The 22,613-nt window shown below is 70.3% G+C and carries 20 protein-coding genes; 4 read left to right on the forward strand and 16 right to left on the reverse strand.

The features are described from left to right. Positions 1–42: 42 nt before the first annotated feature. The gene (locus Q9G87_RS26685; RefSeq protein WP_305919211.1) at positions 43–1,032 is read right to left on the reverse strand and encodes a hypothetical protein; all 990 of its coding nucleotides are present in this window, start codon (positions 1,030–1,032) and stop codon (positions 43–45) included. Positions 1,033–1,158: 126 nt separating this feature from the next. On the opposite strand from Q9G87_RS26685, the gene Q9G87_RS26690 reads away from it, so the two are divergent. Continuing rightward, a complete protein-coding gene (locus tag Q9G87_RS26690; RefSeq protein WP_305919212.1) occupies positions 1,159–2,229 on the forward strand; it encodes a S1C family serine protease in 1,071 nt (356 codons plus the stop codon). A gap of 4 nt (positions 2,230–2,233) precedes the next feature. On the opposite strand, the gene Q9G87_RS26695 is transcribed toward Q9G87_RS26690, so the two are convergent. The 5 genes from Q9G87_RS26695 to Q9G87_RS26715 form a co-directional block, all read right to left on the reverse strand. Next, positions 2,234–2,785 carry an OmpA family protein gene (locus Q9G87_RS26695; protein WP_305919213.1) on the reverse strand — a complete coding sequence of 184 codons (552 nt, stop codon included), beginning with the start codon at positions 2,783–2,785 and terminating at the stop codon, positions 2,234–2,236. Further along, a complete protein-coding gene (locus Q9G87_RS26700) occupies positions 2,769–3,359 on the reverse strand; it encodes a hypothetical protein (RefSeq protein ID WP_305919214.1) in 591 nt (196 codons plus the stop codon). Before Q9G87_RS26700 ends, Q9G87_RS26695 begins: the two co-directional genes overlap by 17 nt. Positions 3,360–3,433: 74 nt before the next feature. Next, the gene (locus Q9G87_RS26705) at positions 3,434–6,388 is read right to left on the reverse strand and encodes an AfsR/SARP family transcriptional regulator (protein WP_305919215.1); all 2,955 of its coding nucleotides are present in this window, start codon (positions 6,386–6,388) and stop codon (positions 3,434–3,436) included. A gap of 24 nt (positions 6,389–6,412) precedes the next feature. Then, entirely contained in the window at positions 6,413–8,170 is a 1,758-nt protein-coding gene (locus Q9G87_RS26710; protein ID WP_305919216.1) for a serine/threonine-protein kinase, read from the reverse strand. A gap of 21 nt (positions 8,171–8,191) precedes the next feature. Further along, a complete protein-coding gene (locus tag Q9G87_RS26715) occupies positions 8,192–9,160 on the reverse strand; it encodes a GlxA family transcriptional regulator (protein WP_305919217.1) in 969 nt (322 codons plus the stop codon). A 100-nt stretch (positions 9,161–9,260) separates the two neighbouring features. On the opposite strand from Q9G87_RS26715, the gene Q9G87_RS26720 reads away from it, so the two are divergent. Then, a complete protein-coding gene (locus Q9G87_RS26720; RefSeq protein ID WP_305919218.1) occupies positions 9,261–9,671 on the forward strand; it encodes a hypothetical protein in 411 nt (136 codons plus the stop codon). Here the strand turns inward: Q9G87_RS26720 and Q9G87_RS26725 are convergent. From Q9G87_RS26725 to Q9G87_RS26770, 10 genes are all read right to left on the reverse strand, one after another. Further along, the gene (locus Q9G87_RS26725) at positions 9,616–10,788 is read right to left on the reverse strand and encodes an ARPP-2 domain-containing protein (RefSeq protein WP_305919219.1); all 1,173 of its coding nucleotides are present in this window, start codon (positions 10,786–10,788) and stop codon (positions 9,616–9,618) included. The two genes, Q9G87_RS26720 and Q9G87_RS26725, sit on opposite strands and share 56 nt — an antisense overlap. Beyond that, complete coding sequence (locus tag Q9G87_RS26730; protein WP_305919220.1) at positions 10,785–12,176, reverse strand: hypothetical protein; 1,392 nt, start codon at positions 12,174–12,176, stop codon at positions 10,785–10,787. Before Q9G87_RS26730 ends, Q9G87_RS26725 begins: the two co-directional genes overlap by 4 nt. A 148-nt stretch (positions 12,177–12,324) precedes the next feature. Next, a complete protein-coding gene (locus Q9G87_RS26735; protein ID WP_305919221.1) occupies positions 12,325–13,167 on the reverse strand; it encodes a phosphatidylinositol-specific phospholipase C/glycerophosphodiester phosphodiesterase family protein in 843 nt (280 codons plus the stop codon). Between the two features lie 66 nt (positions 13,168–13,233). Further along, positions 13,234–13,842, reverse strand: coding sequence for a mediator of RNA polymerase II transcription subunit 21 (locus tag Q9G87_RS26740; protein WP_305919222.1), 609 nt, complete (start codon positions 13,840–13,842; stop codon positions 13,234–13,236). Beyond that, positions 13,839–14,702: a hypothetical protein gene (locus Q9G87_RS26745; RefSeq protein WP_305919223.1), complete on the reverse strand. Its 864-nt coding sequence runs from the start codon at positions 14,700–14,702 to the stop codon at positions 13,839–13,841. Before Q9G87_RS26745 ends, Q9G87_RS26740 begins: the two co-directional genes overlap by 4 nt. Before the next feature lie 154 nt (positions 14,703–14,856). Further along, positions 14,857–16,224, reverse strand: a complete 1,368-nt coding sequence (locus Q9G87_RS26750; RefSeq protein WP_305919224.1) for an alpha-L-fucosidase — start codon at positions 16,222–16,224, stop codon at positions 14,857–14,859. A 43-nt stretch (positions 16,225–16,267) separates the two neighbouring features. After that, positions 16,268–17,095, reverse strand: coding sequence for a carbohydrate ABC transporter permease (locus Q9G87_RS26755; RefSeq protein WP_305919225.1), 828 nt, complete (start codon positions 17,093–17,095; stop codon positions 16,268–16,270). Next, positions 17,095–18,060 carry a carbohydrate ABC transporter permease gene (locus tag Q9G87_RS26760; protein ID WP_305919226.1) on the reverse strand — a complete coding sequence of 322 codons (966 nt, stop codon included), beginning with the start codon at positions 18,058–18,060 and terminating at the stop codon, positions 17,095–17,097. Before Q9G87_RS26760 ends, Q9G87_RS26755 begins: the two co-directional genes overlap by 1 nt. A gap of 41 nt (positions 18,061–18,101) precedes the next feature. Continuing rightward, on the reverse strand, positions 18,102–19,394 hold the full coding sequence (locus Q9G87_RS26765) for an ABC transporter substrate-binding protein (protein ID WP_305919227.1): 1,293 nt from the start codon (positions 19,392–19,394) through the stop codon (positions 18,102–18,104). A 2-nt stretch (positions 19,395–19,396) separates the two neighbouring features. After that, entirely contained in the window at positions 19,397–20,377 is a 981-nt protein-coding gene (locus Q9G87_RS26770; RefSeq protein WP_305919228.1) for a carbohydrate kinase family protein, read from the reverse strand. A 144-nt stretch (positions 20,378–20,521) separates the two neighbouring features. On the opposite strand from Q9G87_RS26770, the gene Q9G87_RS26775 reads away from it, so the two are divergent. Together Q9G87_RS26775 and Q9G87_RS26780 are read left to right on the forward strand one after the other, a co-directional pair. Next, positions 20,522–21,274 (forward strand): DeoR/GlpR family DNA-binding transcription regulator, encoded by a 753-nt coding sequence (locus tag Q9G87_RS26775; protein WP_305919229.1) that lies wholly within the window; start codon positions 20,522–20,524, stop codon positions 21,272–21,274. Next, positions 21,271–22,611, forward strand: coding sequence for a 6-phospho-beta-glucosidase (locus Q9G87_RS26780; RefSeq protein WP_305919230.1), 1,341 nt, complete (start codon positions 21,271–21,273; stop codon positions 22,609–22,611). Before Q9G87_RS26775 ends, Q9G87_RS26780 begins: the two co-directional genes overlap by 4 nt. Positions 22,612–22,613: the final 2 nt, after the last annotated feature.

Here is a 22,613-nt window from a genome sequence, read left to right on the forward strand (position 1 = left end):
ATGCCCAGAACCATATTCTAGAGGATGCTTCTGACTCCCTGGCTAGAGCGGGCGAACCTGCAGGGCGAGGGTGTTCAGATCGCGCCAGCGTGCCTTGTTCGACTCGGGGATCGAGGCCATGAGCATCGCCGGCTTGGTCTTGCCCACCTCGACCACCGTCACCATGGCCTGCGCGACCTCCTGCTCGCCGTCGTTGGTGTAGGTCACCTTGTAGCCGAGCGTCCAGCCCTTGCCGAGCGGGATCTTCTTGGAGGCGGTCCACTCGACCGTGGCGCCCTTGGGGTATTGGGTGCGGATGCTCCAGCGGACGGCCTGGGTGGCGATCTCCCGGTAGTCGGCGTCCGAGCTGGGCTTCTTCTCGGGCGACTCGCCGGGATACATCGCCGAGGCGATCAGCGTGAACGGCATCTCGACCTTGCCGATCCGCTGCGCGATCGAGTACGGCGGGTAGGACCTGGCCTTCCACGGCGAGGCCAGCCGCGGATAGCTGATCCCGGACTTGGTGTCCGTGATGGTGCCGGTGACCAGGGACGCCGTGCCCGAAAGGTTCTTGTACGCCTTGCTCTCCGGCACCGGCGGCAACACGATCGGGCTCTCGCTGACGGTCGGGCTGGGCGAGGCCGCCGTGGGCGTGGCCGACGACGTCGGTATGGGGGCGACGCGGACGACCTGCTCGCCCGGCTGGTTGTTGGTCGGCACGTCCCCGGAGAAGACCACGAAGATCAGCCCGACCGCCAGGACGGTGGCGAGGATGGCGCCGAACAGGTAGACGACCTTGATCGGCAGGTCCCCGATGCGGCGGGCCGGGGGCTCAGGCGGCAGCACCGGCGGCATGGGCGGCAAGGGTGGCTGCTGCACCGGCGGCCGGATGGGAGGCCCGCTCGGGGGCGGGGTTGAGGGCTTGATCGGCACAGAATTCCCCGGCGCCGGAGGGCGAGGGATCCTGATCGTCTCCTCCGCAGGCAGGACGACCTTGCGGAACGGGGTGGTGGGTGAATCGAAGGAAGGTTTCTGGTCGCCGACGTCCGCCATGGCCTTGAGGTTACGTCACTACAGAGAGGGATAATTCCCCTACTCCCCCTGCAGAATCTAATTCTGTAAGGTCAGCGGATATTCCGTGAAGCGTATCTTTCCAGGTGAGCTGGGCAGGGACCTCCCATGAGGGAGCCCATCAGGCAGATCATCGCGGGACTGCTCGCCGTGCTGCTCACCGGCTGCGGCACGATCACCACGACCGGCACCGCCTCGCCCACGGCCACGTCACCGTCGCCATCACCGACGGCGACGGCCGCCGGCCCGGCGCAGTCGCTCGAGGCGGCCTACGAGCAGGTGATCACGGATGTCCTGCCCTCCATCGTGCAGATCAACACCAAGGCCGGACTCGGCTCCGGCATCGTCTTCGACTCTCAGGGGCACATCGTCACCAACGCCCACGTGGTCGGGCAGGCCACGCAGATGAACGTCACGATCGCCACCGGAGGCGCGCCGCGCCCCGCCCGCCTGGTGAGCTCCTTCGCCGCCGGCGACCTGGCGGTGATCAAGGTGGACAAGCCCGACGGGCTGCGGCCGGCCAAGTTCGGGGACTCCTCCAAGCTGCGGGTCGGGCAGATCGTCCTCGCCATGGGCAACCCGCTCGGTCTGTCCGGCAGCGTGACGAATGGGATCGTCTCGGCGGTCGGACGTACCGTCACCGAACCGGAGAACCCCGGCTCCCCCGGCGCCACGATCGCGGGCGCGGTCCAGACCTCGGCCGCGATCAACCCGGGCAACAGCGGCGGCGCGCTCGTGGACCTGTCCGGACAGGTGATCGGCATCCCGACGCTCGCCGCCAGAGACCCGGAGCTGGGCGGCGGCGCCGCACCCGGCATCGGTTTCGCGATCCCGAGCAACACCGCCACCGACATCGCCGGCCAGATCGTCAAGGACGGCAAGGTCACCAACACCCGCCGGGCGGCGCTCGGCATCAGGGGCCGCACCGTCGTCGGCCCCGACGACGAGCCCAGCGGGGTGGGCGTGGTCGGAGTGGAGCCGGGCGGGGGCGCGGAGAAGGCGGGCATCCGGGCCGGTGACATGATCGTGTCGGTCAACGACAAGAAAACGCCCACCATGGCCGAGTTGTCCGAGATCCTCACCACTCTCAAACCGGGCGACCAGGCCCGGGTGGCGGTGATGCGGGCCGGCGCCCAGCAGACGCTCAACGTGACGCTGGGGGAGCTCCCGGGCGACTGACCGGTCACTGCTTGGCGGTGAAGACGATCTCCACGCGGCGGTTCTTGGCCCGGTTCTTCTCCACCGGCTTGCCCTGCACGATGTTGGGCAGCTTGGGCCGGCTTTCGCCGTACCCGCCGGCCTGGAGTGTCATGCCCGGGCCGGTCAAGAGCGCGCGCATGGCCTGCTGCACGGCCTGCGCCCGCCGCCGCGACAACGCGACGTTGTAGGCGTCGCTCCCCTGGTCATCGGTGTGCCCTTCGATCTTGACCACGCCACCCGCGCCTTCGGCGTTGACCTTCTCCGCCACCTGCCGCAGCCGCTGCCGGGCCTTGGCGGTCAGCTGCCACTTGTTCAGCGGGAACAGCACGTCGCTCGTCAACGCGACCGTCACCTGGCGGCCTTGCTTGGTTTCGCTCTCGGTACCGTCCATCGACTCGACCTCGCCGATGATGTCCTCGACGGGCAGGACCAGGTTCTCGACCGGACCGGTGGCGTCGGATGGGAGCTCCGGCACGCTCGGCGCCGGGGTCGGGGACAGGACGAGGGCGACGGTCAGGCTAAGAGATCGGAACATCGGTGAACAAGCCGATCGTGGGCATCTCAACGTTGACCTTGGTGACGTCCGCGGGCGGCGCGGCGAAGACCGCGTAGAGCGTGGAGGCCTCTCCCGACTCCAGGAACTGGCCCTGCGTGCCGGAGCAGACGCACTTCGCGTCCTCACCGGTGCCGTTGCGGGCGACCCGGTAGCGCTTGGCGTTGACGGGGTCGATCAGGGAGACGCCGGAGACCGTGAAGTCCAGCGCGGCGGTGCCCAGGCCGTTGTGCACGTTGACCTTGCCGTCGGTCGCGGTGACCGTCCAGTTGAGGCTGACGGTCCTGCCCTGGCGCTTGAGCGCAGTGATCTCGACGCGGGCCTTGCCGAATATGCTCCCTGCGCCGACCTTGGCCTCGCGACTGGCGATCACCTGGCCTTGCTGCGCGGGCGCGGTCTGCTGTTCCTGAGCCTGGGTGGGCGTCGCCTGCTCGTCCGAGACAGCCTGCGACTGCCTCTCCTCGCCACCGCCGCCCTGCTGGCTCGGAAGCATTCCGCAGCCCGCCAGCGCGACGGAGCTCGCGGCCGCGACGGCCAGCGCGATCGTCCTTCGCATGATGTGATCACCTTCGTCGTTCGGGGATGTGGCCCTCACCTTAGAGAGGCGACCTTCAGGATCCGCATAGTCCGCTATATGCGCTGACCACGTCGCCTGCGAGCCTCCTGTGCGAGCCGTACGGCCTCGGCCTTGCCTTCCTGGTCGCCGAGACCGTCAAACTCTCCCATAGCACGCATTAGCGCATCAACAGCACCATCAGTCTCATCACCTTCTAGGGCGGTCCTGGCCAGCGCCAGCAGTGCCTGGGCGGCGTTCCTGCAGTCGCCGTACCGGGTGAAGGTCTCCAGCGACTCCCGTGCGGCGCGCGCGGCGTCCTCGAGTGCTCCCTCCGCCCGCGCCACCTCGGCCAGGACGAGCAGCGCCACGGCCTCGGGCAGGCGGTCGCCGAGGCGGCGGTTGAGGCCGAGCCGCCGTTCCACACAGTCGCGGGCCTGGGGGTGGCGGCCGGCGGCGAGATGCAGCCTCGCCAGGTCCAGCAGCGCCTCCGCCGCACCACGGGGATCTCCCAGATCTCGGTACGCGGCCAGGCTCTCCCGCAGCCGCGCTTCGTCCTGACGCAGGGCCCCGAGCGCCCGCAGCGCATCGGCCCGGCCGCGTCGATCGCCGGCTTCCTCGAACGCTCTCAGCGCTCGCACGAAGGCCTGCTCGGCCTGCGCCACCTGCGGCGACGGGTGCGTGGGGCCGGGACGGGTCTGGGCTTGGACGAGACCGAGCCTCAGCGTGATCCTGGCCAGTTCGACCCCTTCCGCCAGCGGCTGGGCCGCGCGCAGGGCCGCCGCGGCCGCGTCCGTGCGGCCCTCGGCCCGGTGCAGGTCGGCCAGACCGCGCAGCAGAAGCGCCTCACCGCGCCGGTGGCCGGCCGCCCTGGCCGCGTCCAGGCCGATCGCCGTGGTCGCGTGCCAGTCGTCGTGGTGTGCACCCAGCTCGAACAGCGGCGTCAGGTAGAACGCCAGCCGCCAGGCCGCCTCATGCAGCCCGGCCCGGTAGAAGTCGTCAACGGTCGCGACCAGGAAGCGGCGTTCGGCGCTCAGCCACTGCGCTTCCTGCCGCAACCATCCGGTTTCGAGGGCCGGGCCCCCAGGGAGCCCTTCCTCCGACGTGTCGTGCTCGGGCAGGTGGACCTCGGTACGGCCGCTGCCGGGCTCGGCGGGCAGCAGAGCCGCTCTGGCCTGCCGCGTACGCTCCAGGATCACCTCCGCCCTGACCGCCAGCACGCCGCCCGGGCCGCCGTCCTCCTCGGCCAGCCGCTCGGCGGCGTAGAGCCTGGTCAGCTCGTGCCAGCCGTAGCGTTCCTGACCGGCCTCGTCGAGCCCGCGCGACTGCAGCAACCCGGCCTCCGCCAGCGGCTCCAGCTCCGCGCCGAGAACCCAGGAGGCGAAGTCGGGGGCGGACCACGCCCCGAGCTCACGCAGCAGACGGCGTTCCGGGTCGGGCAGGCCGCGGTAGCCGAGTGCCAGGCTGCCGCGTACGGCCAGGTCGCCCGCGCTCAGCTCGTCGAGCCTGCGCCGCTCGTCCCCGAGGCGGCCGGCCAGGTGCTCGAGCGTCCAGCCCGGTTTCCTGGCCAGCCGGGACCCGGCGATGCGCAGGGCCAGCGGCAGGTGGCCGCAGAGGCGGACGATGCGCCGGGCGGCCTCGGGCTCGGCGTGGACCCTCTCGTGCCCGGCCACGCCGCCGAGCATGGCCACGGCCTCGCCCTCCTCGAGCACACCCAGCTCGTACGCCCGCGCCGCCTCCAGCCCCGGCAACGACGACCGGCTGGTCACCAAAGTGAGGCTCCCTGTCCCGGTCGGCAGCAGGGGGCGTACCTGGGCCTCGTCGGTGGCGTCGTCCAGCACCAGCAGCAGCCGTCTGCGGGCTGTCATGGTGCGGTAGAGCCGTACACGGTCATCCAGCGCCGGGGGCACCGCGCCGTCCGGGCAGCCGAGTGAGCGCAGCAGGTCCTCCAGCACGGCGCTGGGCGGCCGGGCGCCGAGCGCGGCGTAGAGCCGGCCGTCCGGGAGGTCGATCCCGGTCGCGGCGTGCACGGCCAGCGCCGACTTCCCGCAGCCGGGCGGGCCGTGCAGGACCAGGTGTACGGGGGCCGCCGGCGCCTGTTGGCCGGCCGTCCGGTGAATCCAGTCGAGCGCCGCCTGCCGCCCAGCGAAGTCGGAAATGTCCGGCGGCAGCTCATCACTCACCGCACCGGCACGCCGCCGGCCTCCGCCCGCCGGCCCCAGCCCCACACCGTCCGGCGACTGATGGCCGCCGTGTGCCGCCCACGCGCGGTCGTCTTGTGATGGCTGCGGGGCGGTGTCCGATGTGCCCGAGTCCGGCACCGTGTCCGCCAAGACCCGCTGCTGGGCGGCGGTCAGTTCGGCACCCGGTTCCAGGCCCAGCTCCTCGACCAGCGTCCGGCGCGCGTCCTGGTAGGCGCCGAGCGCTTCCGACCGCCGCCCCGCCTGGTGAAGGGCCTCGATGAGGCGTACCCAGGCCCGTTCCCGCAGCGGGTGCGCGCCCACCAGCGCCCGCAACTCGCCGACCACCTCCGCGCCCCTGCCCAGCCGCAGGTCCAGCTCGACGCGCTCCTCCAGCGCGGTCAGGCGCAACTCCTCCAGCGGTACGGCGTGCGCCCGGCGCAACGACGACGACTCGATGTCGGCCAGCGCCTGCCCCCGCCACAACCCCAGCGCCGCCTGGAACCCGTCCGCCGCCTCCGCGGCCTGACCCGCCGCCCTGGCCTGGCGCGCCGCGGCGACCAGCTGCTCGAACCGGTGGCAGTCGACGTCGTCCGGCGCGACCTCGATCAGGTAGCCGCCGGGCACCGTACGGATGCCGTCGACGAGCTTGCGCAGCGCGCTGACGTACACCCTGAGCACCGACTCCGCCGACGCCGGCGGCCGGTTGTCCCAGACCACGGACATGAGCCGCTCGACAGGCACCCGCTCGGGGGCGGACAGCAGGAGCGCGGCCAGCAACGTGCGGTGCTTGGCCGGTCCCGGGGCCTGGCCTCCGTCGACCCGCAGCGGCCCCAACACGCCGAACCGCACCTCACCCACCCCTCAACCGGCACATCACTGATCCGCCGGCCTGAGGGCGAACGAGTCGAAGCGGACGCGTGCGGAGGCGGTGGCGCCGGCGGCGGCGTGCACGCCTGCCTTGTCCGGGGCGTATGGGGCGTCGGCGTCGGACGCCTCGGCAACCAGGCGCTCGTTCAGCCACATACGCAACGTCACCTTGTCCCCGCTTCTGGCGCACTCCGCCACGATGCGGTTGACGGCGGTGACGGGCGTGTTCGCCGGGCCGTGCAGGGTCGTGCCGCGCGTGCCCGTGCGGCGCTTGACGATCGTGATCTTTCCCGAGCCGGTCACCGCAAATTCGTAGCGGTCTCCGGAGCCGGCCGAGCCGTGGCACCACACACCGTACTCCCCGGTTCCCTGGGTCAGGGTGGCCTTCGTGCTGACGATCACGCCGCCGTCGGGCTCCCGGCGGGGCGCCGACTTCCACAGGCGCCAGCCGGGGTTGACGGTCAGCTCGTAGCCGGCGCCCGCCTGGCGGGCGTTTCCGCCCTCGGACGTGCCGACCGCCCAGGCGTCGCCGAAGTCCGCCTCGTACGGCCAGGTCTCCTGCCACAGTCCGGGCACGGCCAGTGCCGCGCCGCCGACAAGCGCCATCGCGGCGACGCCGGCCGCCCACGGCCACCACCGCCTCCTCCGCCTGCCCTCCGGCGCCCCGCCCGAGTGCGCCCCGCCATGCGGCGCCTCGCCCTCCGGCGCCCTGCCATGCGGCGCCCCGCCAGACTGAGTGCCGCCCGAATGCGTGCCGCCCGACTGCGTGCCGCCCTTCGGCACTCCGCCCGAATGCGTGCCCATCGGCGGGCGGGGCAACTGCGCCTCGCCCAACCCGCCGCTGACGCCGGCGGCGGGCCGCGCGCCGGGCGAAGGCGCATCGGCAGGCCGCGCGCCGAAGGATGACGCGGCGATGGGAGGGGCGGTCATCGGGGTGCCCGTCCACGTGCGTTCCACTACCTCGGTGGCCGTGGCCAGGCGAGTGCCGCCCATCAGCTCGGACAGCAGTCCTTGGGCGGTGGGCCGGAGGCGGGCGTCTTTGGTGAGCGCCCGTGACACCACCTCCCTGATCCCCTCGTCGAGCCCGTCCAGCCGCGGCCCTTCCTGCATGATCCGGTACAGCACCTCGCCAGGCGCCCCGCCCCCGAACGGCAGCCGCCCCGTCCCCGCGAACGCGATCACCCCGCCCCACGCGAAGACGTCGGCAGCAGGCGTCAGCACCTCGCCGCGCACCTGCTCGGGCGCCATGAACGCAGGCGTCCCGAGAATCGCCTGGCTGGCCAGGCTGTCGTGGTCCACCAGCTGGGCGATGCCGAAGTCGATCACACGCGGCCCGAGCGGCGAGAGCAGCACGTTGGAGGGCTTCAGGTCGCGGTGGATCACCCCGGCCCCGTGGATGGCGCTCAGCGCGGTGGCGATCCCGACCGCCAGCGCCTCCAGGTTCCCACCGGACAAAGGCCCCTGATCGCGTACGACCTCCGCCAGCGACGGCCCTTTCACGTATTCCGTGACGAGGTAGGCGACGTCCCCATCGATCCCCGCATCGAGCACGGGCGCGGTGCAGAACCTGGCCACCCGCCGGGCCGCCGCCACCTCGCGCTCGAACCGCCGCCGGAACGCCGGATCACGGGCCAGCGCGGGATTGATGACCTTGACGGCGGCCAGACCACCGGTGGGCGTGGCCGCGAGATGCACCTCGCCCATGCCGCCCCGGCCGAGCAGGCGCCGCAGCGCATACCCGCCAATGACCCGGTCACCGTTCATCGCAGACACATTAGCCAGGTGTCACGTGGCGGCGGACGACTGCGTCAGGCGGTAACGCGAGGGCGGGATGCCATACCGGTCCATGAATGCCTGCCGCAACGTCTCCGCCGTCCCGAACCCGCACCGCGCCGCGATCGAGGTCATCGGCAACGACGTCGAGACCAGCAGGTGGGCGGCGGCCTCGGCGCGGGCCTGCCGGACGTACCGGCCAGGCGTCAGCCTGACGTGCTTGAGGAACAGCCGCGTCAGGTGCCGCTCGCTGACACCGGCCGCCTCCGCCAGTGTGGCCGTGGTGAGGTCCTCGGCGAGATGTCCGTTGATGTAGTCGACGGTCCGCTTGACCAGGCCGTCCGCGGGCGAGGGCGCGCTGACGAACATGCTCATCTGCGCCTGGTTGCCGGGCCGCTGCAGGTAGGTGACGAGATGGCGGGCCACCGTCCTGGCCAGCTCGCTCCCGTTGTCCTCCTCGATGAAGGCCAGGGTGAGATCGAGGGCGGCGGTGACGCCGGCGGAGGTGGCGACGTCGCCGTCGCGAATGAAGATCGGATCCGGATCGACGACGACGTCGGGAAACCGGACGGCCATCTCCTGCGCCTGTTCCCAGTGCGTCGTGGCGCGCCGCCCGTCGAGCAGACCGGCGGCGGCGAGGATGTACGCCCCGGTGCAGACGGACGCGACGCGCCGGCTCTCCCGGGCCAGCCGGCGGACGTGGGCGACGACCAGCGGGTTGGCGGCGGCGCTCGCGTAGCCGATGCCACCGGAGACGATGAGCGTGTCGAGCGGCCCATGGACCTGTTCCAGGGTGTCCTGGGCCTGGATGACCTGGGCGGTGCCGGTGGTGACGGCGTGGCCGCCCGGGGTGACCAGGCGTACCTGGTAGCACGGCGCCGCGCCGCGCCAGTTGGCCTCCTCCAGCGTCGAGATGACGCAGGCGAGGTCGAGCAGCGCGACCGCGTCGTACGCCACCACAGCGACCCGTCGTACCTCCATGGCCCCGACTGTAGGTCCGAAGGACCAAGAACCCAAGTTTCCGGACATGTCCGCTGGCCTGCCTTGGCGGGTGACCATGGCGTCCAGGACAGTCGGACACATGACGACGACACCAGGCACGAAACCCCGCCGCCGCTGGGGCAGGTTCGCGCTCCACTACCTCGAGATGATCATCGCGATGTTCGTCGGAATGTTCGCGCTCGGCGCGCTCCTCGACCTCGTGGGTCTCGGCGTCTCCCACCACGAGCACCCCGAGCTGGGCTACCTGGTGATGGCGGTCAACATGTCCGTGGGCATGGCCGTGTGGATGCGGATCCGCGGGCACGGCTGGGCTTCGACCCTGGAGATGTGCGCGGCCATGTTCGTCCCGGTCGTGCCGCTCTTCCCTCTGTTGTGGCTCGGCGTGATCGATGGCGGCACGCTGATGATGGTCGCGCATGTGGCGATGTTCCCGCTCATGCTGGCGGCGATGTTCCGCCGCCTCGACGAGTACGCGGGTTGCGCCCATTGACCGCCTTGCGGTAGCCGTCGAGGACGTCCTGCCGCAGCAGATGCCCGAACCCCGCCCGCTTCAGCCGCATCCCCAGTGCCTCCGCGTCGGTCCCGAGCGCGGCGGCGGTCGCGGGCAGGCTCCAGCCGTGCTCGGCCAGCTTGCTCACCAGGTGGCCGCGCCGGGTCTGCGCTTCCGACAACCGGAACGTCTTCAGGTACGCCAGCCGCCCGTCTCCATCAGTGATCGTCTCCCCGATGTGGTTCTCGCGCTTCCGCTCGAACGCCGGCAGGAAGCGGCTCAGCGTGAACCGGCCGAGCCGGTAGACCTCCTCCACGTGCGCGGGGGCCTGGAGGAGGCCTTCGGCCATGACCGAGTCGTGGAAGTCGGCCCACTCGTGCTCCCGCAGCAGGGCTTGGGCCCGCAGGTCGGCCAGGGTGGTTACCGTCGTCTCGTCGATGACGGCGGGGAAGTCCCTGGCCGGGTAGAAGAGCGCGTACTCGTAGACCAGCTCTCCGTACAGGTCCCTGATGAGCGTGGGGTGCAGCGCCCGGTAGTCCTCCGGGTGCGGCACGACGAAGGCGCTGGCCAGCGTGTCGCCCGCGTACAGCAGGAGCCCGCACTGCCCCGGGTAGATCTCGAACACCTTGAGCGCGTCGTCGAGCCCGCGTACCTCGGCGCCGGTGTAGGCGTCCTCGGCCCGTGCGGACAGCCCGTGCGCGATGGCCTGACGCGACCACTCCTCCCAGGCGATCACGGGCCCGCCGAAGTGCAGCGCGAGGAAACCCTCCACGGCCAGGTGCAGCGGCAGGAACCTGAGCCGGTTCTTGTCCACCCGGCGGGCCATCCTCCGCCGGGTCCTGATGCCCATGTGCTGGAGCTCGTCCAGCGGCTGCCCGAGCTGGGTGCCGTACGCCGCCGCCGGGGTGCCGTCGTCGGTCCACGACGCGACAAAGGCGTGGGGGACGTACGACGTGTAGACGGTCTTGTCGGGCAGGAACACCATGGACGGCTCGTCACCGTAGACCTTGGCGTGCAGCCGCAGGTCCTCGATGGGCTCGCGGCGCACGAGCGGCACCAACCGCATCGAGCCCCAGGTCTGCGCGGGCCGCGTGTCGAGACCGGTGAGGTCGATCATCGTGCCTCCAGCTGCGCCGCCCGGTCCGCCAGGTACGCCCGCAGCTCGCCCAGCCCCGTCCTGCCCTCCGCGAACCTGGCCAGCTCCACCAGCGCCGGCAGGTCCTCGGCGTCCCTGATGCCGGCGGTCGGCACCATCGGCGACAACCGCCGCACGTCGAACTGGTCGGCATCGTAAACCGGGTTCACGTGCACAATGCCCACGTCGCCGCCGGGGTCGAGCTTGCGCCGCCAGACCCGCAGGACCTCGCCCGCCAGCCCGGGCGGCGCGTTGTCCCAGCCGTCGGAGACGATGACGAGCATGCCGGGCCGTGCTTCGAGCGCGTCGAGCACCCGCTGTCCCAGCGGCGTCGGCCCGGACGGCCGGGTCTGGAGCGGATCGGTCCGCAGCGACAACCACAGACCGCGGTAGGAGCCGGCCAGCGCCTCCAGCAGGTAGTGACAGGCCAGCGCCACCGCCAGCGGACGGCGCTTCTTCACCGGCGAGCCGAACGACGAGAAGCTGTCGTCGAGCACGGCCGCTACGCTGCCCCACGTGCCGGCACGCGCCCCGGCCACCCGAGCGGCCGCGGCCCGCAGCGCGCCCACCAGCTCGGCACGGCGCCGCATGCGTGTGTCCGCGGGCAGCGCCATCACGTACGAGGCCAGCCGGACCAGCGGCATCGCGGCCAGGTCTGCCTGGGTGTCCAGGCCGTCCTTGCTCGCCGACTCGGCAAGGCGCAGCCGTTCGAGCCTGGTCAGCTTGGGTGCGATGCGTTCGAGGAACAACGTCCTCTTGATGCCGTGACGGGCGGCGAAGCCCTCGGCGACCGTGTACGGCAGCTCGTACAGAGCCGCCTTGTCGTAGTGCGCCCGCCGCCACGCCTCCAGCACCGGCGTCTCGTAGCGGGCCCGGCTGAACGGCGCGAACAAGAAGTCGCCCAGCTCGCCCGGCAACCGCAGGTGCGCGTGCCGCACCGCCGACTTCACCGCCGCGCGGTACTTGACGGCGTCGAAGGCCAGGTCGGGGCGGCCGGCGAGCCAGTCACGGACGAGGGCGCGGGTGCGCCGGTTGTTGACGCCGTCGTGGCGCAGCCGCTGGAAGAGCCGGTAGACGCGGGGCGGGCTCATCCTGGCCAGCCGCCGCGCGATCAGCCGCCCGTCGCCTTGACCGGGGTGGGCCAGCACGGTGGCGATGATGAGCGCCGCGTTGTGGTCGTTGATGTCGAGCGCCAGCGTCGCCGCGTACAGGTCCGGGTAGTTGCCGTGGATGTAGCGGTGCAGGAAGCCGAGGGAGAGCCGCTGCTCGCCGGCCGCGCTGTGGAACTCGCGCTGGCCGGTCGAAGTGATCGCCGCGTTCGCGAAGAGCAGCACGTCCTCGCACTCGATCAGGTCGGCGTAGGTGTCCATGGGCTCCCCCGAGGTCGCGGACTGGCCGGGGAATGGAGGCACGAGCTGCGAAGCATCGCGGTACAGGCGGGTTCCGGAAGTCGCACCGAAGTCCCGCGGCCAGTCTGGTTCCGGACCTTACCGGGCGTTTTTGGACAACGCGACGGGTTTACGCAGCCGCACGCTCTCTGTCGTGCTCGCGCAGGAACTGCTGGAGCCCCGCCAGATCGTCGGTGTTGATGTGGTCCACGTCCGCCGCGATCAGCTCACGCCAGAGGGCATCCCGGGCCGGACCGGCCGCGTCCGGGGTGGCCCAGAACCGCACCCGCTGCCCGTCGCGGTGCGCCGTGGCCACGATCTGCCGCAGCTTGTCCCGCTCGGCGGCCGGCATCTCACCCTCGCCGAGCCAGGTGAAGTGCCTCGTCCAGTTGTCGCTGATCAGCGAGATCAGGGCCGGGTTGCCCTGGCCGAGGTCGGCCATGCGCCCGTCGTAGAAGGCGTAGCGCCGCTCCTGGGCGGCCATGAGCTCGCGCGGCCGATCCCCGCTGATGACCACGGTGATCGCGCCGGGCTTCACCTTGCCCTTGTGGTAGGTGGTGAGCATCTTCCGGTACGACTCCAGCACCTTGTCGAGCTCGGTGTACGTGGCCGCGCCGTTGTTCTTGATGTCCACCAGGAGCTGGAGCTGTTGGCGGCTGCCCGGGAAGACGTGCCCGTGGCCCTGGCGTACGCGCTGGGCCAGCGGGTCGAGGTAGAGGGACTGGAGCGTGCGGCCCGGCCGCAGGTCCTCGGGGTCGTGCCCGACGCGCAGCTCGCCCTCCACCAGGTAGATGTCCGCCTCGACGCTGGTGAACCCATGGTCGAGGGCGTCCAGGAGCGGCCGTTCGTGCTCGTAGTCGTTATGGGCGTGCGCCCGGGGAAGGGGCTCGGCGCCGCCGGCCGCCGCGGCGGGAAGGGCCGTCAACAGAACGGCTCCGGCGGCGGCCAGCACACCCAGGACTCGACGCAACATCGCATCTCCTTACGAGGTCAGGGATGCAGGTCACGCTATTTGCGTCAGATGTGACAGAAGTAAAGTTCAGCGGAATTCATGGCTCTTCGCGGGCCGCCTCCTGATCTCGCCGAGCGTGGCGCGGCTGGACCGGATGTCGGAGATCAACACGTACGCGACGAGCAGCAGCCCCAGGCAGAGGGCGTCGGCCGCCCACCAGGGAATCTCCGCGAGCAGCAGGTTCCCGTCGCTGTCGCTCAGCGACCTGATCACCATCGTCACCACGGCCACGATCAAGGTGACCAGTAACCAACTACGCAGGCGCGGCAGACTGCCCTCGTTCCACAGCCGGATACGCCAGCTCATGAACACGGCCAGCACGCCAAGCAGGGCGCAGAACCCGATCAGCCACCAGGGCAGGGTGAAGGCGGTCTGCGCGGCGATCTGCGCCCGCGCCGTACGCAGCTCCACCTCGGCCTTCTGCCTGGCCTGCTCGGCGGCGTCGAGCTCGCGCTGTAGCTGGGCCACGCTCTTCTCCTGGCGCGTCGGCGGCGAGGAGTCCTCCGTCGGCAACATCCGCGCCACGACGGTCAGCATGATCGCGACGAACGACAACGCCAGGACGATGGCCATGAACAGGTCGATGAAGCGCAGGTCGAGCGGCGGCGCGAATGGCCTGGCGGCCCGCTTCCTCACGGCTCCCTCACCAGCGTGTACTTCTGCGGCCGGCTCTCCACGGCGCTCAACCGCTCCACCGCGGTACGCAGCGCGTCCAGCCCCTTGACGAGCTCCTCGGTCCTGCCCCTGGACAGGGCCAGCTCCTGGGTGAGCCCGTGCATGGCGGGAGCGGCCTGCTTCGCCGGCAGGCGCGCGATGTAGGTGAGGAACACCTCGTCGGCGGCCGCCACACCGGCCCGCTCCGCCCGCTCCACCAGGGCCATCGCACCGAACGCCAGCACGCTCAGGAACAACGCGACCAGGGTGACGCCGAACGCGGAGGCAAGCTCGGGCAACACGTGCTGCTTGAGCGCGGCGATCAGCACGCCCGGGTCCGCCTGGTTGTCCAGGGCGTTCGAGAACGAGTTGACCATCGCGCCCATCGTCAGCGCGGTGCCGATGAACCCGAAGACCGGCAGTGCCCAGATGAGCGCGTGGTCGAGGTGGTGCTTGTTGGCCATCTCGCCCTCGTCCAGCGCGGACCGGGCGCTCAGCACCGCCTCGCAGTCGTTGCCGGCCTCGGCGGCCTCCTTGAACAGCTTGAGCCGCCGCGCCACCAGCGTGTCATCGGTCGGTCGCACCGCCTGGACGCTCACCACGGCCCGCGCCGTCGCCGCGCTCTCCCGCCGGATGTCCGGCACGGCCCTGGCGATCCTGAGCACAGTGGTCAGGAACACCGCGATGATGAGGGTGACCACCAGCTCGGCGGCCGCCGGTGCCGTGGTCGCGCCCACGGACACCAGCAACATTTCCACAAACCCGGCCACCATGAGCAGCGCGGAGACCATCAGCCCCACTACGGGCGCGAACGCCGAGTGACGCCAGCCGTACCTTGACACCCTTGAACCCCATCCGACACGCCAATTGTCAAAGCACTACCTAAGCACACGGAAAGCAATCTTTGGGTGACAGTGTGATGCCATATTGGGGGTTCTCGTCGAATGTCCGGCCGACGACGTCATCGCACCCTTCCGCTGCGCTGGAAGCCGGGCCTCACAGGAGGGCGAAGCGGATCACTATGGGCATCGGTGCGCCGAGTTCGACGGACGTGACCAGGAGGCCGTCCGGCACGGCGTCGGCCCGTACCGGGAAATCGTCCAGGCGGACCGCCGTAGCAGGATCCAGCAGTCCCGGGCGAGTCTTCAGCAGGACTTGACCGCGGGCCGAGTCCGGGACGTCGGCGAGGAACGCGAAAGCGTGCCGGTCGTCGTGGGTCCAGCGGATCCATGGGGCGCCGTCGCGTGGCGTGGCGTGCTTATGGTCGCGCTTGCTGCGGCCTCCGTTGGCTTCGTCCCTCGCTCTCTCCGGCCTATCGCGCCGCTCCACGCCCAGGGGCCTGGTCGCGTGCACGGCGCGGCCGTGACCGGACATCCACGACGCGATGCCCTCCAGGACGGCGCGCTGCTCGCCAGGCAGCGCGCCGTCGGCCTGCGGGCCGACGTTGAGCAGCAGGTTGCCGCCGCGTGAGGCGACGTCCACCAGCAGGCGGACGGCGCCTGCCGAGTCCAGCAGGTGCTCAGGGCCCTCGTTCCTGTTGTAGCCGAAGGACAGGCCGATGCCGCGGCATTGCTCCCAGTGCGCGGCCGTCTCGTTCTGGCGGTTCGCCTGGTATTCGCTGGTCAGGTAGTCGGCGTGAGCGCCGTCCCAGCGATCGTTGACCACGCCGTCCGGGACAGTGGCGTAATAGTGGTCGAACATGTCCTGCAGGTCGGCCATGCCCGCGTCGGGCCACCCGATGTCGTTCCACAGCACGTCCGGCCGGTAACGGTCGATCAGATCGCGCACCTGGCGCAGCGCGTACGCGGCGTAGGCGGCCTCGTGAGGGCGGCACGCATCGATCAGATCCTCGTGGCGGATGACGGCCCGGCGGCCGGCGTGCCAGTCGAGCCCGCCGGAGTAGTACACACCGAAACGAAGGTCGCGGGCCCGCGCCGCGGCGGCAAGATCGGCGACCAGGTCGCGATGCGGGCCGCGGCGGACCGTGTTGCGGGTGCCGGTGCCGGGCGCGTCCCACAGGGCGATGCCGTCGTGATGCTTGGTGGTCGGGACGACGTAGCGGGCTCCGGCGCGGGCGAACAACTCCATCCAGTCTGCGGGGTCGAAGAGCTCGGCCGTCCACGCGTCGAGGAAGTCGTCATAGGGAAGGCCGCCGTGCACGGTGCGGTGGTGCTCATGGGCGGGGCTGCCCTCGATCTGGCTGGTGTTCCAGTACCACTCGGCGTACGGATTGTGGGCGAACCACATCTCCGGGTTGACCGCCCCCAGCTCACCGGTGGGCTCGGCCCACGCCGGCACCGAGTACGCGCCCCAATGGATGAACACGCCGAACTTGGCGTCGGTGAACCAGGCCGGAACGGTCATGGCGCTCCTTTCACGATCACGGCCGCCCCACGAACGGTACAGGTCACCCACGCAGCGCGCCCTTCATGGCGTCGCGGATGAAGCCGCGGGCGAACAGCACGAAGACCACCGCGAGAGGGAGAACGGCGACCAGCGCCCCCGTGAGGACCAGGCTGTAATCCAGGTTGTGCACGGTGTTCAGCTGGGAGAGCGCGACCTGCAGGGTGAGGTTCGACGGGTCGACCATGACGATCAGCGGCCAGGTGTAGTCGTTCCAGGCGGCGATGAACGTGGTGATGCCGAGGAAGGCCAGGCCGGGCCGGATGGCGGGCAGCCCCACGTGCCAGTACTGCCGGAAGAACCCGCAGCCGTCGATGCGCGCCGCGGCGAGCACCTCGTCGGGCACCGCCCCCTTGATGTACTGACGCATCCAGAAGATGCCGAACGCGTTCGCGGCGGCCGGAACGATCAGCGCGTTCAGCGTGCCCACCCAGCCCAGTTCCACCATGATCACAAATTGCGGGATGAGGGCGAGCTGCATCGGCAACATGTACGTGAGCAGCAGCAGGCCGAACAGCACCCGCCGCCCGGGGAACTCGTACTTGGCGAAGGCGAAGGCCGCGATCGAGTCGAAGAACAGGACGAGCGCGGTGGTGCAACACGCGACGATCAGCGTGTTCAGCATCGAGCCGAAGAGGTCGATGGAGCTGATCAGCCGCCCGAGGTTATCGAACAGCGCCGGCCCGAAGGTTACCTTCGGCGGCACCTGGTACATGTCCTTGGTTGTGTTGGTCGCCATGACGGCGGTCCAATAGAACGGGAACAGCGAGACGAGCGCCCCCGCGACCAGAACGAGGTGCAGGGCGGCGGCCCTCAGCCGCGTGACGGTCATCACAGCCCCCGTTCCCGGCGCTGCACGAGGCGCCAGTTGATCGCGGTGAACAGCAGGATGACCACGAACACCGCCCACGCGATGGCGGCGCCGTACCCGTAGTCGTTGTTGTTGAACGCCTCGCGGTAGAAGTACAGGATCGCGGTGAGCCCGGCCCCGCCAGGCCCGCCCGAGCTGGCGTTGTTGGCAGAGTTGATGCCGAAGAGCACCTGCGGCTCGGTGAAGATCTGCATGCCGTTGATCGTCGAGACGACCACCGTGAACAGGATGATCGGGCGCAGCATGGGGATCGTGACGCGGAAGAAGAGCTGCACGGGGCCCGCGCCGTCGATCTTGGCGGCCTCGTACAGCTCGCTCGGGATGGCCTGCAGCCCGGCGAGGTAGATGATCGCGTTGTAGCCGGTCCACTGCCAGCCGATGATCGCGGCGATGACGATTTTGATCGTCCACTCGTTGACCAGCCACGGGACCGGCGAGGCCGACAGCCCCTGCAGGATGGCGTTGATCAGCCCGAAGTTGGTGCTGAACACCGAGCCGAAGAAGATCGTGACCGCGACGACCGAGGTGACGTTCGGCACGAAGTAGGCGATCCGGTAGAACCCGGCGAACCGCACGGCCGAGTTGAGCATGTTCGCCACGACGAGAGCCAGGAACAACATCGGGATCGTGGACATGAACCAGATCAGGAAGGTGTTCTGCAGCGCCAGCCAGAACCTGCCGTCCTGCATCAGCAGCTCGAAGTTACGCGGACCGACGAACTCCATCTCGCCCAGGCCGTCCCACTTGTGGAACGCCAGAAAGAGCGAGAAGAGCACCGGCACCAGCATGAACACGGTGAAGAGCAGGAAGAAGGGCGAGATGGACAGATATTGCGGCCAATAGCGGCGCCATGCCCTCTCCGGCCGGGCGCGTCGGGCGTGGGCGGGCCCGCCGCGGCCGGAGGCGGCCGCGGCGGGTCGGGGCATATCCGTGGAGGTGCGGGCGGACATGAGGGGGTGCCGTCCTCTCAGCTCACACCCTGGCGCCCGGCGATCTGTTTGGCCGCGCTCACCGCGTCGGTCCACGCCGTGTCGGCGTTCTTGCCCTTGGTCCAGACATTGATGATCTCGTCCTTGAAGGGCTGGGCCACGGCCGCGTCCGCGGGCGCCTCGTACTGGACCGGGATGTTCTTCGCGGCCGGCCCGAACACCTCGATCGTCTTCTGGTCCCCGAAGAACGGGTCCCCTCCGGTCAGCGCGGGCAGGTCATAGGAGGCGGGTGTGGAGGGGAACAGCGCCGCGTCGGTGAAGCCCCGCGCCTGGTTGTCCGCGCTCAGCAGCCAGGTGACGATCTGGAAGGCCAGTTGGGGATCCCGGCACTCCCTGGTCAGCGCCAGGAACGACCCGCCGATGTTCGCCGGCCCGCCCGGCATGGGCGCCACCCGCCATTTGCCCGAGGTGGCCTCCACGCCGCTCTTGAGGTCCAGCGCGAACCAGGCCGCGCCCACGGTCCCGGCGATCTTGCCCTGGGCGGCCGCGGCGTTCCAGTCCGCGCCGTCGTACTTGGGCGCGATGACGCCCAGCCCGTTGGCCTTGATCACCATGTCCCAGGCGCCGCGGATGTGCGGCTGGTCGCCGATGAACTTGTTGCTCTCGTCGATGAAGCGCTTGGGGCCCTGGCCGACCATCTTGTCGAACAGCCCTTCGGCCGAGTCGATGATGAACGCGTCCGGGTTGGCCTTCTTCAGCTTCACCCCGGCCTCGAAGAACGTGTCCCACGTGGACATGGACGTGCCGACCTCGGTGGGGTCGCTCGGCAGGCCTGCCTTCTCGAAGATGTCGTTGCGGTAGAACAGCGCGGTGGGTCCGATGTCGATCGGGAATCCGATGAGCTTGCCGTCGGTGGTGGAGCCCTGCTTCCACTTCCACTCGACGTACTGCGAGGCCAGCTTGCCCGCGCCGAGGGTGTTGAGGTCGATGAACCGGTCGGACTCCGCCAGCATGGAGGCGATGTTCTCGCCCTTGATCCCCGTGATGTCGGGCACGAACTTGCGGCCGTTCATCGTGGCGATCAGCTTCTGCTTGAAGTCGCCGCCGATCACCGACGGCTTGAGCGTGGTCTGGGCGAACTGTTTGACGGCGTCGGCCACGACCTTGTCGCTCAGGCCGCCACCCCAGTACCAGAGGGTCAGCTCCGTGGCGCCGCCGCCGCTGCCGGCAGCGGTGCCACCTGAGCCACCGCAGGCGGCCGTGCCCCCGATGCCTGCCGCCGCTAGGGAGAGAAGTCCGGACTGAATGAGCCTTCTGCGGGAAAGTTCCATTTCTAACCCTCCGGGTTATGGGGGATGACATCGGGGATGAAGCCGTACTCGTGGCGCAGCCGCTGGTCGGTGAGATCCCGCCACCAGCCGGCCACATCCGCCCAGCCAGGCGCCGAGGGCGCGCCGCCCACCCGCCGCACCGACAGGGCCGCGACGAGGTTGGCGAACCGGATCCGCTCGGCGAGCGGCCAGCCGGCCAGGGTTCCCACGACGAGGGCCGCGCCGAACACGTCTCCGGCGCCGGTGGGGTCGTGGACGTCCACCGGCACTCCGGGGACGTTCGCGTCTTCGCCGCTGATCGCATCGACCGCGAGGACACCGTCACCTCCGCAGGTGACGACCGCGAGCGGCACCAGATCCCCCAACCTGGAGAGCGCCGCCGCGGGTGTGTGCGTTCTGGTGTAGCTCATGGCCTCATGAGCGTTGGGCATGAAGGCGTGGCACCCGGCGAGCTGATCGAGCATCGCCGACGACCACTCCTCAGTGGGATCCCAGCCCACGTCGGCGAAGACCAGGCCGCCGGTCCGCGCCGGCCACTCCACCGGCTGCGGGCCTAGATGGACGATCGCCGCCCGAGCCGCCGGAGGATCGCCGATCATCTGGTCCGCCCCCAGGGGTGGCGGGGAGCCGTGGGTCACCAGGGCGCGATCGCCCTCGTAGGCCAGGGAGGCGGTGGTCGGGGTGGACCATCCGGAGAACAGACGGGACCGGCTGAGGTCCACGCCTTCTTCCTCGCTGAGCGCCGTCCAGCAGTAGCGGCCGAAGGGATCGTCGCCGAAGGCCGCCGCCAGGCCGGTCCGCAGGCCGAGCCGGGCCAGCGTGAACGCGAAGTTGGCGATCCCGCCGGGCCCCGAGGCCATCTCGGTGGTCCAGATCTCCATTCCCGGCTTGGGCCCCTGGTCCAGGCCGGCGAAGACCACGTCGAAAAAGAGCAGGCCGGACACGAAGACATCGAGTTGCGGCTGGACCGCGTTGTCTGGCATCGCTCCGCCCACTTCTGGCGCACTCGCACCTCGCCGAATTTAGGCAGGATCGTGCACCCTGCTGAGCGACTGTGCAATAGTTTGCTCGAGAATTCCCAAAAATTCCTCTGGCAATGATCGTGTTTGAGCGCTACTGTCCCAGTCATGCTCCGGGACCGACGCCACGAGATGATCGTGCGCATTGTGCGCTCAGAAGGCCCCGCCACCGTCGAGGCGCTGGCCGAGCGCCTCGATGCCAGTCCCGCGACGATCCGCCGCGACCTCGTGCAGTTACACGATGACGGGCTGCTCCGGCGGGTCTACGGCGGCGCCATGCCGATCGACGAGCGCGACGATCCGTTCGTGGATGTGGCGGCGGTCCGCGGAGCCGAGAAGGACAGGATCGCGCAAAGATGCGCAGAGATGATCAAGGACGAGGAGACGATCCTGCTCGACATCGGCACGACCGCGCACCGCGTCGCCAGCTATCTGCGCGGCCGGCCTCTCACCGTCGTCACCAGCAGCCTCGCCGTTCTTGAGGAGCTGCAGGACGAGGAGGACATCCAGCTCATCATGCTGGGCGGCATGGTCCGTCGCGACTACCGGTCCCTGGTGGGCTTCCTCACCGAGGACAACCTGCGCCAGATCAAGGCCGACCGGCTCTTCCTCGGCACCAGCGGGGTGCGTCCCGGCGGACACGTCATGGACACCACCGTGGTGGAGGTGCCGGTCAAGCGGGCCATGATCGCGGCGAGTGACCAGGTGGTCCTGGTCGCGGACGTCGGAAAGTTCCCCGGCACCGGGATGGCCCGGGTGTGCGGTCCTGAGGATCTCGACGTCATCGTCACCAACGCCCCGGGCGACCAGGCAACGCTCACCGCCATGCGGGAGGCGGGGGTCGAGGTGATCACGGTATGAGGCTGACCGTTCTCGGCGGCGGCGGGTTCCGCGTACCGCTCGTCTACCGTGCCCTGCTCGCCGATCGCGGCAAGGGCCGGGTCACCCACGTCACGCTCCACGACCTCGACGCCTCGCGGATCTCGGCGATCCAGCGGGTGCTGGGCGAGCTGGCCGGAGGCGTGCCCGACGCGCCCGAGGTACACGCCACCACCGACCTCACCGAGGCCGTCTCGGGAGCCGACTTCATCTTCTCCGCCGTCCGCGTCGGCGGTCTCGAAGGGCGCGCCATCGACGAGCGGGTGGCCCTCGACGAGGGCGTGCCAGGGCAGGAGACCGTCGGCGCCGGCGGCATCGCGTACGGCCTGCGCACGGTCCCCGTCGCCTGCGAGCTCGCGCGGCGCATCGCCGAGGCGGCGCCCGAGGCGTGGGTCATCAATTTCACCAACCCCGCGGGCATGGTCACCGAGGCGATGTCCCACTACCTCGGCGATCGGGTCATCGGCATCTGCGACTCGCCGATCGCCCTGGGCCGTCGGGTGGCCGGAGCGCTCGGCGTGGACCCCGCGACCGTGTGGCTCGACTACGCCGGGCTCAACCATCTCGGCTGGCTGCGCGGCCTGCGCGTCAAGGGCCGCGACCTGCTCCCCGATCTCCTGCGGGACGCCGACGCGCTGGGCTCCTTCGAAGAGGGCAAGCTCTTCGGCGTCGAGTGGCTGCGCGCCCTCGGCTGCATCCCCAACGAATACCTGCATTACTACTACTTCACCCGCGAGGCGGTGGCCGCCGCGCGCGCCGCCAGGCAGACTCGCGGCTCCGTGCTCATCGACCAGCAACGGCGGTTCTACACGCACACCGGCGGCTCGGCGCTGGCGGCGTGGGAGAGCGTCCGGCTGGAGCGGGAGGCCACCTACATGGCGGAGGCCCGCGAGGCCTCGGGCGCCGGCGAGCGTGCGCCCGGAGACCTCGAGTCCGGCGGCTACGAACAGGTCGCCCTGGCCCTCATGCGCGCGATCGCGCTCGACGAGCGGACCACGCTCATCCTCAACGTCCGCGGGCGGGGCGCGATCGGCGGCCTCGATCCGGACGCCGTGGTGGAGGTGCCCTGCTTCGTCGACGCCAACGGCGCCCGCCCCATCTCGGTCGATCCGCTCCCCGGCCATGCGCTCGGCCTGGTGAGCGCCGTGAAGGAGGTGGAGCAGGCGGTCATCGAGGCGGCCGCCACGGGCTCGCGCGCGGCGGCGCTGCGTGCCTTCGCCCTCCACCCGCTGGTCGACTCCGTCACGGTGGCCGACCGGCTCCTCGACCGATACCAGCGCGAGCTGCCTCAGCTCGGCTACCTCCGCGGAAGGAACTGACA

The sequence above is a fragment of the Nonomuraea turcica genome, assembly GCF_030718205.1.
Taxonomy (GTDB): domain Bacteria; phylum Actinomycetota; class Actinomycetes; order Streptosporangiales; family Streptosporangiaceae; genus Nonomuraea.

Bases quoted from the DNA above. Each gene is read 5' to 3' on its own strand.
- Q9G87_RS26775 (WP_305919229.1), top strand. From the start codon at position 20,522: ATGCTCCGGGACCGACGCCACGAGATGATCGTGCGCATTGTGCGCTCA.
- Q9G87_RS26720 (WP_305919218.1), top strand. From the start codon at position 9,261: ATGACGACGACACCAGGCACGAAACCCCGCCGCCGCTGGGGCAGGTTC.
- Q9G87_RS26725 (WP_305919219.1), bottom strand. From the start codon at position 10,788: ATGATCGACCTCACCGGTCTCGACACGCGGCCCGCGCAGACCTGGGGC.
- Q9G87_RS26690 (WP_305919212.1), top strand. From the start codon at position 1,159: ATGAGGGAGCCCATCAGGCAGATCATCGCGGGACTGCTCGCCGTGCTG.
- Q9G87_RS26695 (WP_305919213.1), bottom strand. From the start codon at position 2,785: ATGTTCCGATCTCTTAGCCTGACCGTCGCCCTCGTCCTGTCCCCGACC.
- Q9G87_RS26755 (WP_305919225.1), bottom strand. From the start codon at position 17,095: ATGACCGTCACGCGGCTGAGGGCCGCCGCCCTGCACCTCGTTCTGGTC.
- Q9G87_RS26685 (WP_305919211.1), bottom strand. From the start codon at position 1,032: ATGGCGGACGTCGGCGACCAGAAACCTTCCTTCGATTCACCCACCACC.
- Q9G87_RS26710 (WP_305919216.1), bottom strand. From the start codon at position 8,170: ATGAACGGTGACCGGGTCATTGGCGGGTATGCGCTGCGGCGCCTGCTC.
- Q9G87_RS26760 (WP_305919226.1), bottom strand. From the start codon at position 18,060: ATGCCCCGACCCGCCGCGGCCGCCTCCGGCCGCGGCGGGCCCGCCCAC.
- Q9G87_RS26780 (WP_305919230.1), top strand. From the start codon at position 21,271: ATGAGGCTGACCGTTCTCGGCGGCGGCGGGTTCCGCGTACCGCTCGTC.
- Q9G87_RS26765 (WP_305919227.1), bottom strand. From the start codon at position 19,394: ATGGAACTTTCCCGCAGAAGGCTCATTCAGTCCGGACTTCTCTCCCTA.
- Q9G87_RS26730 (WP_305919220.1), bottom strand. From the start codon at position 12,176: ATGGACACCTACGCCGACCTGATCGAGTGCGAGGACGTGCTGCTCTTC.
- Q9G87_RS26735 (WP_305919221.1), bottom strand. From the start codon at position 13,167: ATGTTGCGTCGAGTCCTGGGTGTGCTGGCCGCCGCCGGAGCCGTTCTG.
- Q9G87_RS26770 (WP_305919228.1), bottom strand. From the start codon at position 20,377: ATGCCAGACAACGCGGTCCAGCCGCAACTCGATGTCTTCGTGTCCGGC.
- Q9G87_RS26715 (WP_305919217.1), bottom strand. From the start codon at position 9,160: ATGGAGGTACGACGGGTCGCTGTGGTGGCGTACGACGCGGTCGCGCTG.
- Q9G87_RS26750 (WP_305919224.1), bottom strand. From the start codon at position 16,224: ATGACCGTTCCGGCCTGGTTCACCGACGCCAAGTTCGGCGTGTTCATC.
- Q9G87_RS26700 (WP_305919214.1), bottom strand. From the start codon at position 3,359: ATGCGAAGGACGATCGCGCTGGCCGTCGCGGCCGCGAGCTCCGTCGCG.